Origin of the sequence: Mycobacterium sp. E787, from assembly GCF_001668725.1 — a bacterium.
Lineage (GTDB): Bacteria > Actinomycetota > Actinomycetes > Mycobacteriales > Mycobacteriaceae > Mycobacterium.
The window spans coordinates 30,849-48,390 of sequence record NZ_LZKL01000012.1; the positions used below are offsets into that span (position 1 = coordinate 30,849).

General features: G+C 68.5%; 17 protein-coding genes. 6 read left to right on the top strand and 11 right to left on the bottom strand.

What is annotated here, in order from left to right; genetic code table 11:
• Positions 1-47: 47 nt before the first annotated feature.
• Positions 48-416, bottom strand: coding sequence for an STAS domain-containing protein (locus A5705_RS00770; RefSeq protein WP_231964598.1), 369 nt, complete (start codon positions 414-416; stop codon positions 48-50).
• Between the two features lie 152 nt (positions 417-568).
• On the opposite strand from A5705_RS00770, the gene A5705_RS00775 reads away from it, so the two are divergent.
• The 6 genes from A5705_RS00775 to A5705_RS00800 are packed head-to-tail and all read left to right on the top strand — an operon-like array spanning position 569 to position 6,175.
• On the top strand, positions 569-1,462 hold the full coding sequence (locus A5705_RS00775; protein WP_067884323.1) for an STAS domain-containing protein: 894 nt from the start codon (positions 569-571) through the stop codon (positions 1,460-1,462).
• A 22-nt stretch (positions 1,463-1,484) separates the two neighbouring features.
• Positions 1,485-1,874 carry an STAS domain-containing protein gene (locus tag A5705_RS00780; RefSeq protein ID WP_067884322.1) on the top strand — a complete coding sequence of 130 codons (390 nt, stop codon included), beginning with the start codon at positions 1,485-1,487 and terminating at the stop codon, positions 1,872-1,874.
• Positions 1,864-2,274 (top strand): ATP-binding protein, encoded by a 411-nt coding sequence (locus tag A5705_RS00785; protein WP_067884320.1) that lies wholly within the window; start codon positions 1,864-1,866, stop codon positions 2,272-2,274. Before A5705_RS00780 ends, A5705_RS00785 begins: the two co-directional genes overlap by 11 nt.
• Before the next feature lie 46 nt (positions 2,275-2,320).
• Positions 2,321-2,893, top strand: coding sequence for a SpoIIE family protein phosphatase (locus tag A5705_RS00790; RefSeq protein ID WP_082956213.1), 573 nt, complete (start codon positions 2,321-2,323; stop codon positions 2,891-2,893).
• Positions 2,890-5,106, top strand: a complete 2,217-nt coding sequence (locus tag A5705_RS00795; protein WP_068274573.1) for a SpoIIE family protein phosphatase — start codon at positions 2,890-2,892, stop codon at positions 5,104-5,106. The genes A5705_RS00790 and A5705_RS00795 overlap by 4 nt, the downstream gene beginning before the upstream one ends.
• Positions 5,107-5,149: 43 nt before the next feature.
• Positions 5,150-6,175 (top strand): iron-containing redox enzyme family protein, encoded by a 1,026-nt coding sequence (locus tag A5705_RS00800; protein WP_068274576.1) that lies wholly within the window; start codon positions 5,150-5,152, stop codon positions 6,173-6,175.
• On the opposite strand, the gene A5705_RS26820 is transcribed toward A5705_RS00800, so the two are convergent.
• The 10 genes from A5705_RS26820 to selD form a co-directional block, all read right to left on the bottom strand.
• On the bottom strand, positions 6,117-6,380 hold the full coding sequence (locus A5705_RS26820) for a CDGSH iron-sulfur domain-containing protein (RefSeq protein ID WP_082956214.1): 264 nt from the start codon (positions 6,378-6,380) through the stop codon (positions 6,117-6,119). The two genes, A5705_RS00800 and A5705_RS26820, sit on opposite strands and share 59 nt — an antisense overlap.
• Positions 6,377-7,066, bottom strand: coding sequence for a HemK2/MTQ2 family protein methyltransferase (locus tag A5705_RS00805; RefSeq protein WP_068274579.1), 690 nt, complete (start codon positions 7,064-7,066; stop codon positions 6,377-6,379). The genes A5705_RS26820 and A5705_RS00805 overlap by 4 nt, the downstream gene beginning before the upstream one ends.
• A 110-nt stretch (positions 7,067-7,176) precedes the next feature.
• Positions 7,177-7,731, bottom strand: a complete 555-nt coding sequence (locus A5705_RS00810) for a type 1 glutamine amidotransferase domain-containing protein (RefSeq protein WP_068274752.1) — start codon at positions 7,729-7,731, stop codon at positions 7,177-7,179.
• Between the two features lie 14 nt (positions 7,732-7,745).
• Positions 7,746-8,915: a zinc-dependent alcohol dehydrogenase gene (locus tag A5705_RS00815; RefSeq protein WP_068274581.1), complete on the bottom strand. Its 1,170-nt coding sequence runs from the start codon at positions 8,913-8,915 to the stop codon at positions 7,746-7,748.
• On the bottom strand, positions 8,912-9,856 hold the full coding sequence (locus tag A5705_RS00820) for an SRPBCC family protein (RefSeq protein WP_068274584.1): 945 nt from the start codon (positions 9,854-9,856) through the stop codon (positions 8,912-8,914). Before A5705_RS00820 ends, A5705_RS00815 begins: the two co-directional genes overlap by 4 nt.
• A 179-nt stretch (positions 9,857-10,035) precedes the next feature.
• Positions 10,036-11,022: an LLM class F420-dependent oxidoreductase gene (locus A5705_RS00825; RefSeq protein ID WP_068274588.1), complete on the bottom strand. Its 987-nt coding sequence runs from the start codon at positions 11,020-11,022 to the stop codon at positions 10,036-10,038.
• Between the two features lie 140 nt (positions 11,023-11,162).
• Positions 11,163-12,248 carry an NrfD/PsrC family molybdoenzyme membrane anchor subunit gene (gene nrfD / locus A5705_RS00830; RefSeq protein WP_067884297.1) on the bottom strand — a complete coding sequence of 362 codons (1,086 nt, stop codon included), beginning with the start codon at positions 12,246-12,248 and terminating at the stop codon, positions 11,163-11,165.
• Positions 12,249-12,255: 7 nt separating this feature from the next.
• Positions 12,256-13,227 carry a 4Fe-4S dicluster domain-containing protein gene (locus A5705_RS00835; RefSeq protein WP_068274591.1) on the bottom strand — a complete coding sequence of 324 codons (972 nt, stop codon included), beginning with the start codon at positions 13,225-13,227 and terminating at the stop codon, positions 12,256-12,258.
• A complete protein-coding gene (gene fdh / locus A5705_RS00840) occupies positions 13,190-16,507 on the bottom strand; it encodes a formate dehydrogenase (protein ID WP_197521223.1) in 3,318 nt (1,105 codons plus the stop codon). The genes A5705_RS00835 and fdh overlap by 38 nt, the downstream gene beginning before the upstream one ends.
• Positions 16,508-16,546: 39 nt before the next feature.
• A complete protein-coding gene (gene selD / locus A5705_RS00850) occupies positions 16,547-17,539 on the bottom strand; it encodes a selenide, water dikinase SelD (protein WP_067884289.1) in 993 nt (330 codons plus the stop codon).
• Between the last annotated feature and the right edge of the window lie 3 nt (positions 17,540-17,542).

The window sequence follows — 17,542 nt, forward strand, 5'->3', positions numbered from 1 at the left end:
TCGCACCGGCGGCCGCGAACCGATACGAAGGCTCGCGGTGGCTGCCTTCAGCGGTTGAGGTTGCCGTCCCGGACCGCGGTCAACGCGTCGTCCAGCGTCGGGTAGAGCGGGAAGGTTTTGTCCAGCCCGGTCAGATGAATCGGTCTCCTCGTCGCGGGTCCGCGCGCAACCACGCCGAACTCGGTGGATTTACCGAGCTTTTCATACGTCGCGGCCAGGATCTTCAAGCCGACCGAGCCGAGAAACTCCACTGCGGAGAGGTCGATGACCAGTGCTGCCGGGCCGTCCGCGACCACAGCGCCGATGGCTTGTTCGAGCGCCGGCGCGGTGACCAGATCGATTTCGCCGCTGACGCTGACCACCGACACGCCATCGTGGTCGGTAACCAGCGTGGTAATCGAATCAGGAGCTGACAATGGCGATCCTTTGTCCCGGGCGTAAGCGTGCTGCAAGCGTAACCTGCCGTGCGAACTGCGAGAAGAATATGCCCTCGACACTTGCGACGCGACAACTCAGACTAGTCTCCCCTTTAGGCACTGCGGAGCGTGACGCGGCAACGGGAGGCCAGATGTCAGATTCGTCGTCGGATTTCGGGAGCACGACCACCGCCGCGCAGACGGTCAGCGAGGGCCTGTTGCCCCAACTGGTCCAGCACCTGCGTCAGAATCGCACCGTCCTGCGGGAGGAATGGGCCCGCAGGATCACCGAGGCGCAACTGCTGACCGCGATGACCCCCGAGGAGCTGTTCTCGGAGGCCACCGCCGTCTACGACAACTACGTCGAGGTGCTCGAGACCGGTAGCGTCGAGGCGCTGCAGGCCTACGCGCGCGACCTGTCGGAACGCATCATCCCACGGGGCGTGGAGACCGACGAGGTCCTCGGCATCGTGTTGCTGCTGCGCGACGTGCTGGCCCGCTCGCTGTTCGAGAAGTACCAGACCGACTTCGAGATGCTCAACCGGGTGCTCGACGCCTACGAGCCGGCTGCCAACCGCATCGCCAACACCGTGGGCGTCAGCTTCGTGCAGGAACGCGAGCGCATCATCCGGCAGCAGCAGGAGGCGATCCGTGAGCTGTCCACCCCGGTGCTGCAGGTGCGCGAGCAGCTGCTGATTCTGCCGATCATCGGGGTCCTCGACAGCCAGCGCGCCCGCCAGGTGACCGAACAGTTGCTGAGAGCGATCCGCGCCAACCGCGCGAAGGTCGTCGTCATCGACATCACCGGTGTGCCGACCATCGACTCCACGGTGGCCAACCACCTGGTGCAGACGGTCGACGCGTCGGGCCTGATGGGCGCGAGCGTCATCATCACCGGCCTGTCCTCGGAGATCGCCCTGACGCTGGTGACGATCGGGCTGGACCTGTCCAAGATGAACGCCGTCGGCGACCTGCAGGGCGGCATCGAAGAAGCCGAACGCCTGCTGGGCTACGAGGTCACCCGCACCGGCGAGACCACCGGGTAGACATCATCAGCGCGAGCACCCCATGCCAGTCCCCATCCTGAAACAGGGCGCGATCCTGATCGCAACGGTGCAGTCCGCCCTGACCGACTCCGAGACCGAGCGGCTGCGGCTCGACCTCATGGAGCGGGTCAGCAGGTTTCGCGCGCAGGGCATCATCGTCGACGTCACCGCCATCGACGTGATGGATTCCTTCGCGGCCCGGTCGCTGCGGACCATCGCGCACATGACCCGGCTGCGGGGCGCGGACACCGTCATCGTGGGCCTGCAGCCAGAGGTCGCCTTCGCGATGGTCCAACTCGGGCTGGCGTTCGACGACATGAACACCGCGCTGGACCTGGAAGAGGGCCTGGCCCTGCTGAACCGGCAACTGGGACTGCGGAAATCGACGATCGGGCGCGATAGTGGCGGCTGACGTTGTCGTCGACATCAACAATTCCGACGACATCGTCGCCGCCCGCAGAGCCGGACACGAGCTCGCCCTGGATCTCGGATTCTCGCTGACCGACGTCACCATGATCGCCACGGCGATCTCCGAAGTCGCCCGCAACATCACCAGCTACGCGGGTCGGGGCACGGTTCATCTCTGGGTGACCGACCGGGACGGCCGCAAGGCCCTGGTGGTGCGCGCCGAGGACGACGGCCCGGGCATCGCCGACATCGAGCGCGCGCTGGAGGACGGCTACTCGACCGGTCGCGGGTTGGGGCTGGGGCTCCCCGGAGCGCGACGGCTGATGGACCGGTTGGTCATCGACTCGACGCTGGGCCGCGGGACCGTCATCGAGATGTGGAAGTGGGTTCCCGCCCGTGCATGAGAATGGGCGCTTCGGGCCGATCGAGTGGGCAAGGGCGGGTCGCCCGATGCCCAGCGAGTATCTGTCCGGCGACCAGGGCATCGCGGTCGACCTCGGCGGTGAGGCCGCACTGTTCGGCGTGGTGGACGGGCTCGGTCACGGCCCGGAAGCCGCCACGGCCGCGCTGCGCGCCGTCGACGCGGTCAAGCGCGCGAGTTCCGAGCGGCTCGAGGTTCTGGTCCAGCTCTGCCATCGCATGCTGGGCGGCACCCGGGGTGTCGCCATGACCTTGGCGCGAGTGGATTTCGCGGCCAACACGCTGACGTGGACGGGCGTCGGCAACGTCACCGCCGATCTGGTGGCCAAGGCCCCGACCGGCATCGAGATCCGGGCCAGCGCGCGGCTGACGGCCGGGATCGTCGGCTACCGCATCCCGGAAATCAAGCCCGCCCAGACGCTTTCGATCCGTCCCGGCGACCTGCTGGTTATCAGCACCGACGGCATCGCGGAGGATTACTTGGACCACATCGACTTTGCGGCGCATGCCGTGGTCATCGCCGAAGACCTGCTCGGTAAGCACGCCAAGGAAACCGACGATGCCATGATACTGACCGCGCGTCATCGCGGAGTTTCGACATGAGCGGTAACCACGAGTTCCACGCCGAGTACGCGGCCGCGCTGCGCGCCTATCTGGACGCGCGCGACGAGGACCGCCTGTCCGTCGGCCATGAGCTCGGACGCCGTGCCTTGGAACAGCAGATCAGCATGCTCGACATCATCGAGCAGCACGTGCGGCTGGTTCTCGAGATCGCCAGGGACTACCCGGTCGAGGCGCCGGTCGCCCTCGAATTCCTCTTGCAGACGTTGGCGCCGCTCGACGTCGCAACCCGGGGATTCCTCGACGGCACCAGGCTATACGCGCGGGAGCGGGCCCGTGCCGAGGGCCTGGCCGATCGCGACAAATTCCGCACCGCCCTGGTGAATTCGCTGCAGGAGGGCTTCTTCGTCGCCGATCACGAAGGCTCGGTGGTCGAGATGAACAACGCCCTCATCGAGATCCTGGGCTACCCCGCGGCGGGCCTGCCCTACCGATGGCCGCACCCGTGGCTGGTCGACAAGAAGACCGCCCGTGAACAGCAGTCCCTGGTCCGCAGCAACGGCAGCGCCGAGTACGAAACCCCGATCCGGCATCGGGACGGCCATCTCGCGTGGGTGATGGTCAGCATCAACGCGGTCACCGAGGCCGGCAGCGATCGAGACGTCTACGTGGGAACGATCCGGGACGTCACCGCGGAACGGGCGTTCGCCGCGCGGGAGAGCGCGGTCCTGCGGCTGGCCACGGCCGTGGCCGTGGCCAAGAGCGTCGCCGAACTGCTGTCGATCACTCTCGACGAGTGCCGGACGGCGATCGACGTTCACCGCGTGATCGCCGTTTCGTGGCCCGCAGGCGGCGGCGATCCGACCGTCCAGGTGGCCGGAGAAGCTTCCGGAACGTCTTGGCGCGCAATCGATCCCTGGTTGCGCGGCACGTTCGAGGACGCGCGCCACCAGCTGCCGCTGACGGCCAAGACCGTCGACCGGCCCGAAAACCCCGGCAAGGCGCAGGGATTGGTCGCGGTGCTGTCCAACACCGGGGACCTCGCGCTGTGGTTGGAGCTCCGGTCCCCCCGCTGGGTCAGCGCCGAGGATCGGCTGCTGGTCACGGTCCTCATCGGCCATCTCAGTCTGGCGATGCAGCACGTGCGCCAATTCGAAAGTGCCCGCGAAACTTCGCTGACCCTGCAGCGCGCCATGCTGCCCACCGTGCAGACGCCTTCCGGCTTCGCGGTGTGCTACGAACCCGCGGTCCCGCCCCTGGAGATCGGGGGCGACTGGTACGACGTGCTGCCCATCGGCGACAACCGCATCGGCATCGTCGTCGGCGACTGCGTCGGCCGTGGTCTGCAGGCGGCCGCCACCATGGGCCAGCTCCGCAGCTCGGCACGCGCGCTGTTGATCAACGGCGCCCAGCCGGCTCTCCTGCTCGAGCAACTTGACCTGGCGGCCTCCCTCATCCCGAATGCGTACTGCACCACGGTGTTTCTCGCGATCCTCAACACCGAGACCGGGGTGCTGGAATACAGCAACGCGGGACACATGCCCGCGATGATCGCCGGCCCGCCGCCCGCGAACACGACCGTCCTGACCGACGCCGCGTCGGTGCCGCTCGCGGTCCGCCGGCGGGAACCGCGGCCGCAGGCCTCCCGGGTGCTGCCACCGGGCTCGACGCTGATGCTGTACACCGACGGCCTGGTCGAGCGGAAGCACGAGTCGATCGACATCGGAATCGCCCGCGCCGCAGACGTTTTGCTCGGAACGACGAAGCTGCCGCTGGAAAGCGTGCCGGAGGCGGTGGTCCGCGCGCTGGCTCCGGCGGCGGGCTACGACGACGACGTCGCGATGGTGATCTATCGGCACCTGCCGACGCAGCTCCGGATCGAAAGCGAGGCCTTCGCAGGGCAATTGGCCAATATCCGGCATCGGCTGGCGGCCTGGCTGCGCACCGCCGACGTGCCCGAAGCGACGGCCGCCGACATCGTGCTGGTGGTCAACGAAGCCTGCACCAACTGCGTCGAGCATGCCTACCGCGGACACCGCATCGGGACGATGCTGCTCGAAGCGGAAATCGCGGACGGCCAGGTCCGGACCAGGATCACCGACGCCGGCTCCTGGAAGACCACGCCGGCCAAGCCAAGTAACGGCGGCCGCGGGCTGGTGTTGATGAGGGCCCTGAGCGACGGGGTGGAACTGCACAACACCCCGACCGGAACCACCGTCGACATCACCTTCCGCGTCCCCGCAGCGGGGCAGTGACGACCCATCGTTTGCCCCACCCGATTGACGGGTAGTCATCGGCGTGACCCGCACATCAATCCCGGTGGAGCCCGCGCTCCCGGCGGCACATGGACCGCTGTCGACCGCCGTCCGGCATGCGCTGGTCGGGCCACCCTCCCACGACCATCTGGCGCGTATCGGCGCGTCCGTCCGGGACTCCGATCCCTATGGCCTGGACCTTCAGCTCGCCTTGTGCATGTGCTATGAGCTGCACTACCGGGGCTTCGCCGGCGTCGATCCGGCCTGGGAGTGGAATCCCGCGCTGCTGCAGTTGCGCGCGGAACTGGAACGGGTGTTCCTCGCGGGCGTGCGACGCGACGTCGGCCCCATCGAGCCCGACCGCACGGCGGCGGCCGAAATGGAGGCCATCTCCGTCGAACCCGCTGACGGCACCGGACCGTCGTATTACCTGCGCGACACGGGAACCTGGCAGCACATGCGCGAATACTTCGCGCACCGGTCGCTGTATCACCTGAAAGAGGGCGACCCGCACGCATTCGCCATTCCGCGGCTGACGGGTACCGCCAAGGCGGCGTTCGTGGCCATCGAGTTCGACGAATACGGCGCCGGTCGCGGTGCGCGCCTGCATCAGCAACTCTTCGCCGACCTGATGGTGGCCGCGGAGCTGGATGCGACGTACCTCGGTTACCTCGACGCCGTCCCGGCCGAGTCGTTGGCGGCGGTGAATCTCATGTCCCTGTTCGGGCTGCACCGCTCGTTGCGGGGCGCGGCGATCGGGCATTTCGCGTCGACCGAGATCACCTCGCCCCCGGGGTCGCGCCGGATGGTGCAGGCCCTGGAGAGGATGGGGGCACCGTCGGCCTGCATCGGCTTCTACAGCGAGCACGTCGAGGCCGACGCGGTGCACGAACAGGTGGTGCGCATCGATGTCGTCGGGGATCTCGTCGCCCGGGAACCGCACCTCGACGCCGACGTGGTGTTCGGGATCAGGGCCCACGCCGCGGTGGAAAACCGCTTGGCGGAGAGACTTATGGAGTCGTGGCAGCGGGGTCAGACGTCGTTGCGCCTGCCGCTGGACTGGCCTTAGAATTCCGGGCCGCCCGCTTTGCCGCGCCGCGGCAACGTCGATGGCTGGTGTCGCACAACGGATAGTCGGCGCTGCGCCGGCAGGTACAGATCGCCACCATGAATCGGTCGGACTCGACGACGTCGCCGTCGGGCATCTCGATGCGTACCGGTCCGGACACCAAAACGGGTCCGCCGGCCACCACCTGTACCCGGGTGGCCGTCATGGCTTGTCCGCCCGGATCACGACGAGTTCCTCTTCGCGGCGGCCACGCGGGATCCGGCCGGTGTCCTCCAGCCACAGCGCCCGCGCCGACATCACGGGGCCGAATGGAATCCACTTGGAGGCAATGACTTCGGCCGCCATGCCGGCCCACTTCAGGCGCTCCAGCGACTGCTGCACCCCGGCGATCGCGGAGTGCACGAGCAGCAACGATCCCCCGTCGCACAGCAGCTTGGGCGCCACCTCGCACAGCGGATCGAGAATCAGACGGCCGTCGGCCCCGGCGTTCCAGGCCAAGGACGGGCCGGCGCTGGCGCTGATCGATGCCGAGTCATCACCGGGAGGTGTTGGAACGTAAGGCGGATTGGCCATCACCACGTCGAATGGCGCGAGCTCTACCGCGTCCATCCACGATCCCTCACGGACGTCGACCGCGACGCCCGCCAGCGCGGCATTGGTCGCGCAGCAACCGACCGCGTGCGAGCAGATGTCGAAGGCGGTGACGCTGGCGCAACCCATTTCGGCCGCGGCGATCGCGACGAATCCACTGCCCGTGCAAAGGTCGAGAACCCGTCGTCCCCGGATCAGCGCGGAATGGTGCATCGCGTCGACCAGCAACCTGGAATCTTCTTGCGGCTGATAAACGTTGTGCGTAACCGAAATGGCGGGTTCGGGATAGGTGGTGGTCAATGTTGGCCTTTCGGTCAGCCTTATCAGCGATCGCCGTGGCGATCACGGCCCCGGCCTGTGTAATGCCCCCAATTTCGGGGGTTAAAACGGTGTGAACGATTTGGTTTCAGCTATTCCGCAGCGGCGCGGGCGAATTGCTTGATGATCGTCTCGCAAAACGCCGGAAGGTCCGACGGTGAGCGGCTGGTGATCAGATTGCCGTCGACCGCGACCTCTTCGTCCACCACGTGTGCGCCCGCATTGCGCAGGTCCGTGCGAATGCTCGGATACGACGTCAGCGTGCGCCCCACCACCACGCCCGCTTCCACCAGCGTCCACGGGCCGTGGCAGATCGCGGCAACGGGCTTGCCGGAGACCACGAAGTCGCGCACGAACGAAACCGCGGCCCGATCCAGGCGTAGTTTGTCCGGGTTCACCGTGCCGCCGGGCAGCACGAGCCCGTCGAATTCGCCCACCGACGCGTCCGACACCGCGCGGTCGACCGCGAACGTTCCGGCCGGCTCGAGATCGTGGTTGCGCGCCTGGATTTCGCCGGTCTTCAGCGACAGCAGCTCGACCTGGGCGCCGGCCTGTTCGAGTGCCTCCCGGGGCTGTTCGAGCTCCACCTTCTCTACACCGTCGGCCGCTAAGACGGCAATCTTCGTGCCTTGCAATTCATTTGACATCGCGGGTACCTCCTTCACGGGTGCAGAACGACTTTGGTGCAGCCGTCCTGCTTGTGTTTGAAGATCTCGTAGCCGTGCGGCGCCTGATCGAGTCCCAGGTGATGGGTGATGATCACGGTCGGGTCGATGTCCCCGCCGCGAATTCGCTCCAGCAGGGGCCGCATGTAGCGCTGCACGTGGCATTGCCCGGTCTTGATGGTCAACGAGCGATTCATGATCGCGCCGATGGGAAACTTGTCCATCAGCCCGCCGTAGACCCCGACGATCGAGATGGTGCCGCCGTTGCGGCAGCTCATCGCCGCTTCCCGAAGTGCGTGCGGGCGTTCGCTTTCCAGGCGCATCGCCTGCTTGACGCGATCGTAGGCGTCTACCGGGGTCGCACCGTTGCGGGCTTCCATGCCGGCCGCGTCGATGCAATGGTCCGGGCCCCGCCCGGCGGTGATGTCCTGAAGCTCGCCCAGTACCGACGTTTCTTCGAAGTTGATCGGCGTCGCGCCGATCTTTTCGGCCAGCTCCAGCCGATACGGCACGCGGTCGATGGCAATGACTTTGGACGCGCCCAGCAGGTACGCGCTCATGATCGCGAACAGCCCGACCGGACCGGCCCCCCAGACCGCCACGACCTGGCCCGGCCGGATGTCGCACATCTCCGCGCCCATGTAACCGGTGGGCAGGATGTCCGACAGGAACAACACCTGGTCGTCGGTGAGGTCGTCGTCGACCTTGAGGGGTCCCACATCGGCGAACGGCACCCGCGCGTATTCGGCTTGGCCGCCGGCGAATCCACCGAGCATGTGCGAATAGCCGAACAGCCCCGCCGGGGAGTGCCCCATGAACTTCTCGGCGATGCCGGCGTTGGGGTTGGAGTTCTCGCACAGCGAGTACAGGTCGCGTTCGCAGGCCGAGCACGCCCCGCACGCGATCGGGAACGGCACCACCACCCGGTTGCCGACGGCCAGGTTGTTCACCGCCTTGCCGACCTCGACGACCTCGCCCATGAATTCGTGACCCAGCACGTCGCCGCGCTTGACCGTCGGGATGTAGCCGTCGTAGAGGTGCAAATCGGACCCGCAGATCGCCGTAGAGGTGACGCGCACGATGACGTCGCGATCGTTGAGGATCTGCGGGTCCGGAACCGATTGCACCTCAACGCTGTTGCGTCCCGCCCACACGGTGGCTCTCATACGGTGGCTCCTTCGCTGGTGTGCCCGTTGGGCTGGGCGGGTTGCTGGCGCAGCTGGCGGGCCGCGGCGGTGCCTTCCGGCGACCCGTCCGACCGCAGCACCTGTCCCGTCTCCAGGATTTGCTTGAAACGCCGGAGGTCGTCGTTGACCTGTTGGTCGGGCGACTCGCCGAACAGGGTCGCCGCGGCCTTGCCGACGACGCCGCCCGGCATCTGGTAGCCGATCCGAACCCGCACCTCGGTCCCGTCGCCGTCGCGCGCGGGCGTGAATTCGACGCTGCCGCCGTTGTGGATCGCCGACCCGGGCAGTGACTGCCAGGCGATGCGCTTGTTGGGCCGGTCTTCGGTGATTTGCGCGTCCCACTGCACCGGCTGGCCGACCGGCGCGCTGGCGACCCAGTGCGAGCGGCCGTCGGAGCCGGCGGTGACGGACTGCAGGTGGTGCATGAAGCTGGGCAGGTTCTCCAGGTCGCGCCAGAAGCGGTAGACGTCCTCGGGCGAACGCCGGACGGTGACCGCGGCCCGCAGGGTGCGGTGCCGCGCGCCGTTGGCGTGCCGGGCCCCGCCGTCGCGGCCGGCGCTCAACGCCGCGTAGAGGTCGACCGCCCCGATGCCGCCGAGGAGGGCGGCCGACACGGCTCCCCGGCGCCGGCGCCCCGCGCCGCGGGCGGCCACCCCGGCCGCCAGCAGCGCCACGTCCAACACGTCGCCCGCGACCCGCGTCCAGACCAGCTTGTCGGAACCACCCAGCAGGGCGGCTCCGTGACCGCATTCACGCGCACCGAGGGCGCGGATCACCCGGCGGGACCGGCGCGTGTCGTCCACGCCCGCCATGGCAGCAACTTTCTGCGGCGCCACCAACTCGGCCAAGCCGAGCCCGAAGCTGGCACCCGCGAGCGCCTTCACCAATGGCGCGGTGGGGTTGCCGGATTGATCATTCATCGTCTGCTCCCTTGCCCTGCCGAACGCGGATGTCAGCGCAATGCGGCTGCTGGACAGCGCTTTTGCGGGGCGTCCGCCCGCCCGGTGCTAGGCCTTGGTCGGTATGTCAAACTGCCGGTGGTGGCCCGATGCCCACGATGGCACTCGGATACCCCTGCAGAATCGGCCCAAACTTGTGATCAACCGGACGCGTCGCGCAACGCGTCGAGCAAAGGCTGAGCCGCCTCCTTGAGGAAGAGGTCCTGCGTCTCGCCCCCGATCTGGACGAGCGCGATGTCGGTGAACCCCGCCTCCCAATACGGCCGGACCGCCTCGACGATCGCGTCCAGGTCCGGACCGCACGGGATGGAATCGGCGACGTCTTCCGGCCGCACGAATTGGGTCGCGCCCGCGAAGCCGGCCGGCGTAGGCAGGTCCGCGTTGACCTTCCAGCCGCCGCCGAACCAGCGGAACTGGTCGTGCGCGCGCCTGATGGCGGCGTCGCGGTCGGGATCCCAGGACACCGGGATCTGGCCGACCACCCGTCCGCCCCCGGCGAGGTTCGCGGCCTGACGCGCCGCGTGCCACTCGCGGACGAGGTCTCCGTCGGGCTCCACGGCGATCAGGTGCTCGGCCAGCTTGGCAAACCTGTCGACGCCCTTTGCCCCGGACATCGCCACGCCGATGGCGACCGGGACGTCGGGGACGTCCCACAGCCGGGCGGAGTCGACCTGGAAGTACTCGCCGCGCCAGTTCACCAGCTGGCCGCCGAAGAGGTCGCGGATGATCTTGATGGCTTCGCGCAGCATGTCCTGCCGGCGCTCGACGGTGGGCCAGCCCCCGCCGACGACGTGTTCGTTGAGGTTCTCACCGCTGCCCAGGCCCAGGGTGAACCGGCCGTCGGACAGGATCTGCACGGTGGCGGCCTGCTGCGCGACGATCGCGGGGTGGTACCGCATCGTCGGGCAGGTCACGTAGGTGTACAGGTCGACCCGCTCCGTGGCGTGCGCCACCGCGCCCAGCACCGCCCAGGCGTTGGGCGCGTGCCCCTGCGAGGTGAGCCAGGGCGAGAAGTGGTCGCTGCAGACCTCGAAGTCGAAACCGCGCTCTTCTGCCGAGATTGCGTGGCGGACAAGGTCTTTGGGTCCACTCTGTTCGGTCATCAGAGTGTAGCCAAAATTCGTCATGCCCTATACGTACCCCGGTCCGTGGGGCGCAAACCGCCGCGAGCGGCGGGCGCCGCCCGCGAGCGTGACCGCAGCACGAAAAAGCGGGCCGGAAATCGCGGTGGGGTTACGGTCGCGGCGATGCAGGACAGGAGCCGCCGTCAATCCGCGGTGGTGATGGAGTCCCCGGTGACACCGGCTGCCCGGCGGGCGGCGAGCCTGCGCTTCTGCGGCTCGATCGTGTAGCGGGGGTGGCGGGCCGACTCCAGGCCGGCCTCGAAGAAACCGAACCTCAGCAGCGCCGACGCCGCCAGCAGCGTCACGCCGGACGCGGCGGCGATGGCGCGGTGTCGCCCCCCGAGCAAGGCGCCCAAACCGCCCGCGGCGGCGAGCCGTTCGCTCCAGGCCAGCAGCCGGCCGGGACGGCCTTCGTGCAACGGCTCCCTGGTCACCGGGTCCATCCGGTACTCGGTGAACCTGGCGGAGATCAGATCGCTGACCGCGCCGATGACGGCCAGGCTGCGGGCGGGCCCCGCCTCGCAGACCGGCGTGGTGATCATCGCCAGGCCGGATGCGGCCAGGCTCGCCGAGCTGACGAACACGAACGGCAAATCTCGATACGCGGCGTTCCACGTCGGGGTCGCGGTGTCGGTGAGCAGCACCGCGGTGTAGACCGCCAGCGGTGCGGCGAACACACCGGCTTCCAGTCCGGCCGGTCCCTCCGCGGCGCGCAGCACGGGCCGCAACGGGCCCAACGGGATTCGTTCACCGGTCATCCGGTCGACCTCGGCGACCGCGGCCACCCCGATGCCGGCGCTGAACAGGCTGAGGATCCACGAGCCGATGCTCATCGGCGAGGTCAGTTTGACCGTCCGCAGCATGTTGACGAACCGCTCGGGGCGGCCCAGGTCCTTCACCAGCGCGACCGCGCCGATCATCACCGCGATCAGCGCGGACAGCCTTGTGTTGCGGCGCAACGTGTTTCGTCCGGTGAGCTGGGCGCCGGCCGCCAGCAGACCCGACCCGCCGGCGACACCGCCCAAAAACAGGTACGCCGCCACCTCGTGTCCCCAGGGCGCGGGCTTGACGACCGGCCGTCCGTAATACGACGTGAACTCGGCCTCGGGGACCATCGGCATCTCGCGGGAACCGTCGCCGCCGCCCCGACGGCCCGCCCGCTTGCCTTTCCGGCGCCTGCCCCCCGCGGGCTCCGGCGGACGGAAGCTGTCGAATTCCGAAGTGCTCAACGGTACTTCACCGGCCTTTCCAGAAAGCCCAGGCCGCCGCGCCGACCATGCCGGCCGCGGCCACGCCGGCGCGCTTGAACATGGTCATCAGGTCGGCCGTGCACACCCGCGGGTCGGGCGGCAGGCCGTAGACCTCCGGTTCGTCGAGCAGCAGGAAGACCGACCCGATGCCGCCGACGCCGTCGTGCTCATTGGCGCCGTAGAGCCGGGCCTCGGTGAGCCCCTGGGCGTGCAGCTGGGCGACCCGTTCGCGGGCCTTGACCACCAGGTCGTCGTGGTCGCCGAACTTGATCGAGGTCGTCGGGCAGGTCTTGGCGCACGCCGGGATCTGGTCCTCGACCAGGCGGTCGTAACACAGGGTGCACTTCTGGGCGACACCGGAGACGGGCTTCTCGGCGGGGCGGCCCGGTCGCTGCGCCGGCGTGGTGTACGTGCCGTCGTTGCGGCGTTCGACCACACCGAACGGGCATCCGGCCACGCAGGTGCCGCAGCCGTTGCAGACGTCGTCCTGCACGACGACGGTGCCGAACTCGGTGCGGAACAAGGCCCCCGTCGGGCAGACGTCGAGGCAGCCGGCGTGCGTGCAGTGCTTGCAGACGTCCGACGACATCAGCCAGCGGAACTCCGGGGTGTCCGGTGGCGTGACGTCCGGGCGGCGCGCGGCGGCGGAAATCTCGGGCATCCCCAAATCGATGAGGGCACGCCCGGATTCGCGCGCCTCCGCGATGCGGTCGCGGTCCTGCTCGACGAACGCCACGTGCCGCCACGTGCTCGCGCCCAGCGAGCCGGTGTTGTCGTAGGACGAGCCCAGCAGTTCGAGGTCGCCGTCCTGGGGGTTGCGGTTCCATTCCTTGCAGGCCACCTCGCAGGCCTTGCAGCCGATGCAGATGGAGGTGTCGGTGAAGAAGCCCTTGCGCGGCTTGGGATCTGACCAACCGGCGTTACTCGTCGGGTCGGTCGGCCCGCTCAGCTGACCCATCGGCTCCCCCTTCCCATACGCCGTCGCTGATTCGTACGTTGCCGGTTTCGGTGGTGGCGCCGGAACGGGATTGATACTCGGCGATCAGGCGCAGCAGCTGCTCGCCCTGCGGGCGGCGGCCCGGGCGGATGTCGCACGACCCGGCCTTGGACTCCTGAATCTGCACGTTCGGATCCAGCGTCACGCCGAGCAGATCGTTGGCCGCGTCCCCGCTGACCACGGCGTCGCTCCCTACTCCCCAGTGGTAGGGCAGCCCGATCTGGTGCACCGTGTGCCCGTTGATGACCAGCGGGGCAACGCGTTTGGTGACCAGCACCCGCGCCTCGATCGCCGCGCGGGCGGAGATGATGGTGGCCCACCCGTAGGGCTCGAGACCGCGTTCGGCGGCCAGCTCCGGGGAAACCTCGCAGAACATCTCCGGTTGCAGCTCCGAGAGGTAGGGCAGCCACCGGCTCATGCCGCCGGCGGTGTGATGTTCGGTGAGCCGGTAGGTGGTGAACACATACGGGTAGACGTCGGCACCCGGTTCGCCGGCGCTGGGCGCGCTCAGATTGTCCTTGCGCGGGAAGGTGATTCGCGCCGGATTCCGCTGCTGGGGATACAGCGCGTTGGTAACCGGTGACTCCTGCGGTTCGTAGTGTGTGGGCAGCGGCCCGTCGACCATGCCCTTCGGCGCGAACAGCCAACCCTTGCCGTCGGCCTGCATGATGAACGGATCGTCGCCGGCCAGGGAGTCGGGGCCGCCGACGTCCGGATCCGGCCGGCTGCCCGGCGCACGGTCGGCGACGAAGTCGGGCACGTCGTATCCCACCCAGCGCTGCTTTTCCGCGTCCCACCAGACGTATTTCTTGCGCTCGCTCCACGGCTTGCCGTCCGGGTCGGCGGAGGCACGGTTGTACAGGATGCGGCGGTCGGCCGGCCACGCCCACCCCCACTCCGACTGGCTGGGACTGGGACCGCCCAGCGGCGCTCGGCGGGCGGCCTGGTTGACGCCTTCGGCGTACACGCCCGAGTAGATCCAGCATCCGCATGACGTCGATCCGTCGGCACCCAACTCGGTGTATCCCGGAACCGGCTGGCCGGCTTTGGGACCGGTCAGATAACAGCCGCTGATCTCGGCGAGCACCGCGGTGGGGTCAGGCTCGCCATGCTCGTCGGTGGGATAGTCCCACGTCAGATCGAGCAGCGGCCGGTCACGTTCGTCGGTGGACCCGGCCAGCCGCTGGCGGATTCGCTTGCCCAACTCGACGAAGAACTGCAGCTCGCTCTGGCAGTCGCCGGGTGGATCGATCGCCTTGTGCCGCCACTGCACCAGGCGCTGGGTCTGGGTGAACGAACCGGCCTTCTCGACGTGCGTCGCCGCCGGGAAGAAGAACACCTCCGTCTCGATTTCCTCGGTCTTCAGCTCGCCGGATGCGATCTCCGGGCCGTCCTTCCAGAACGTGGCCGACTCGATGAGGTTGAGATCGCGCACCACCAACCACTTCAGGTGCGACATACCCATGCGCTGCATCCGGCCGTGCGCCGATCCCACCGCCGGGTTCTGGCCAAGCAAGAAGTACCCGTCGACCTCGTCGTCGAGCATCGACGTAACCGTCTGATACGTGCCGTGCGGGCCGGAAAGTCGTGGCAGGTAGTCGTAGGCCCAGTCGTTGTCGGCACGGGCGGCGTCTCCCCACCACGCCTTGAGCAGGCTGACGATGTAGGTGTCCGCGTCGGCCCAGAAACCCTTCTGGTTCTTCGGCCCGACCGCTTCGATGTACTCGCGGAACGTGTCGTGCACACCGGCCTTCGGCATCGACAGGTAACCGGGCAACAGGTTGAACAACGTCGGGATATCGGTCGACCCTTGGATCGTGGCGTGCCCGCGCAGCGCCATGATGCCGCCGCCCGGGCGACCGACGTTGCCCAGCAGCAACTGCAGAATCGTTGCGGTGCGGATGAACTGGGCACCCAGCGTGTGCTGCGTCCAGCCGACGGCGTACGCGAAGCAGGTGGTGCGCTCACGCCCGGAGTTCTCCACAATGGCGCGGGCCAGGTAGTCGAAGTCCGCGCGGCTGATGCCGCACACGTCGGTGACCATCTCCGGCGTGTAACGCGCGTAATGCCGCTTGACGATCTGAAACACCGTTCGGGGATGCTGCAGGGTCTCGTCTCGCATGACGCGGGCGTGGGGCAGCGGCGGACCGCCGCTGCCATGCACATCGCCGGCCGCGCGGGCCGATGCGCTGGCGCCGTGCTCTTGACGGCTTTCGTCCTCTTCTTGGCCCGCGTACGCCCAGGTCGACGAGTCGTATTGGCCGGTCTCGGGATCATAACCGGAGAACAGACCGCCCAAATCCTCGGTGTCGCGGTAGTTTTCGTTGATCAGGGTGGCCGCGTTGGTGTAGGCGACGACGTACTCTTTGAACCACAGGTCATTGGTGAGGATGTGGTTGATCAGCGCGCCGAGCAGCACCACGTCCGAGCCGGCCCTGATCGGGATGTGCCTGTCCGAGACCGCCGAGGTGCGAGTAAAGCGCGGATCGACGTGAATCACCTTGGCGCCGCGCGCTTTCGCCTCCTCGACCCATTGAAAGCCGACGGGATGACACTCGGCCATGTTGGAGCCCTGGATGACGATGCAGTCGGCGTTGGCCATGTCCTGCAGTGTTTGGGTGGCGCCACCGCGCCCGAAGGAGGTTCCCAGACCGGGAACCGTGGAACTGTGTCAAATACGAGCTTGGTTCTCGATCTGGATGGCGCCGGCGGCGGTGAAGAGCTTCTTGATGACGTAATTCTCTTCGTTGTCCAGCGTGGCGCCGCCGAGCGCGGCGATCTTCATGGTGCGCCGCAGCGGGTGGCCCTTCTTGTCGATGTCCTGCCAGGAGTGGCGACGGGCTTCCACGAAGCGGTCGGCCACCATGTCGATGGCGGTGTCGAGATCCAGCGGCTGCCACTCGGTCGCGCGCGGCGGGCGGTAGAGCACGTGCAGCTGCCGGCCCGGCGAGTTGACCAGCTGCTCGCTGGCAGCGCCCTTGGGGCACAGGCGGCCTCGCGAGATCGGCGAGTCGGGGTCGCCCTCGATCTGGACCACCCGCTCGTCCTTGACGTACACCCGCTGCCCGCAACCCACCGCGCAGTAGGGGCAGATGCTCTGCACCACCCGGTCGGCCGTCGTCGTGCGCGGCGTGATGGCCCGGGTGCGCTTGGAGGTCACCGCCGGCCCGCGGCCGAGCTTGTCCGGTGAACGCAACTGCCGCAGGACGGGCCACTCCAGGAAAAGCTTGCGCATAGCCATGACAACCACCCTAGTGCGCGACGCCGAAACCCCGCTCGCTCAGCGCACCACGATGGTGTGCTCGCCGCGCGGCACCAGCTCCCCGATCACGGGCGCGCCCGGGATCTCGCCGGCGAGCAGCAGGCCGCCCGAGGTCTGCGCGTCGGCGAGCAGCAGGGCCTCGTCCTCGCCGACCGCCGACAGGTCGGCGTGCGGCGCCACCCAGTCGAGGTTGCGCCGCGTGCCGCCGCTGACGTAGCCGGCCGCCAGTGCCGCGCGCGCACCCGCGAGGTAGGGCACGGCCGCCGCGTCGACGATCGCGGTGACGCCGCTGGCGCGGGCCAGCTTGTGCAGGTGCCCGAGCAGGCCGAACCCGGTGACGTCGGTCGCGCATTCGATACCGGCGGCCAGCGCCGCGGCGGCCGCCCCGGCGTTGAGCGTGGTCATCGCCTCGATCGCGTCCTCGAAGCGCTCGCCCGTGGCCTTGTGCCTGCTGTTGAGCACGCCGATGCCGAGCGGCTTGGTCAGGGACAGGGGCGTGCCCGGTTTGCCGGAGTCGTTGCGCAGCAAGCGGTTCGGATCGGCGATCCCGGTGACGGCCAGCCCGTATTTGGGTTCGGGGTCGTCGACGCTGTGGCCGCCGGCGAGATGGCAGCCGGCCAGGCCGCACACGTCCAGCCCGCCGCGCAGCGTCTCGGCCGCCAGCTCGAAGGGCAGCACCTCGCGCGGCCAGCCCAGCAGGTTCACCGCCACCACCGGGCGGCCGCCCATCGCGTAGACGTCGGACAGCGCGTTGGTGGCCGCGATGCGGCCCCAGTCGTACGCGTCGTCCACCACCGGGGTGAAGAAGTCCGTCGTCGCGATCAGCGCCGTGCCGCCGTCGATACTCACCGCGGCCGCGTCGTCGCCGTGATCCAGGCCGACCAGCAGCTCCCCGACCGGGTTGCGCGGCGCGCCCGCCCCCAGCCCGCGGACGACCTCCTCCAGCTCGCCGGGCGGGATCTTGCACGCGCAACCGCCGCCGTGGGCGTACTGAGTCAGTCGGTAGGCCACGCG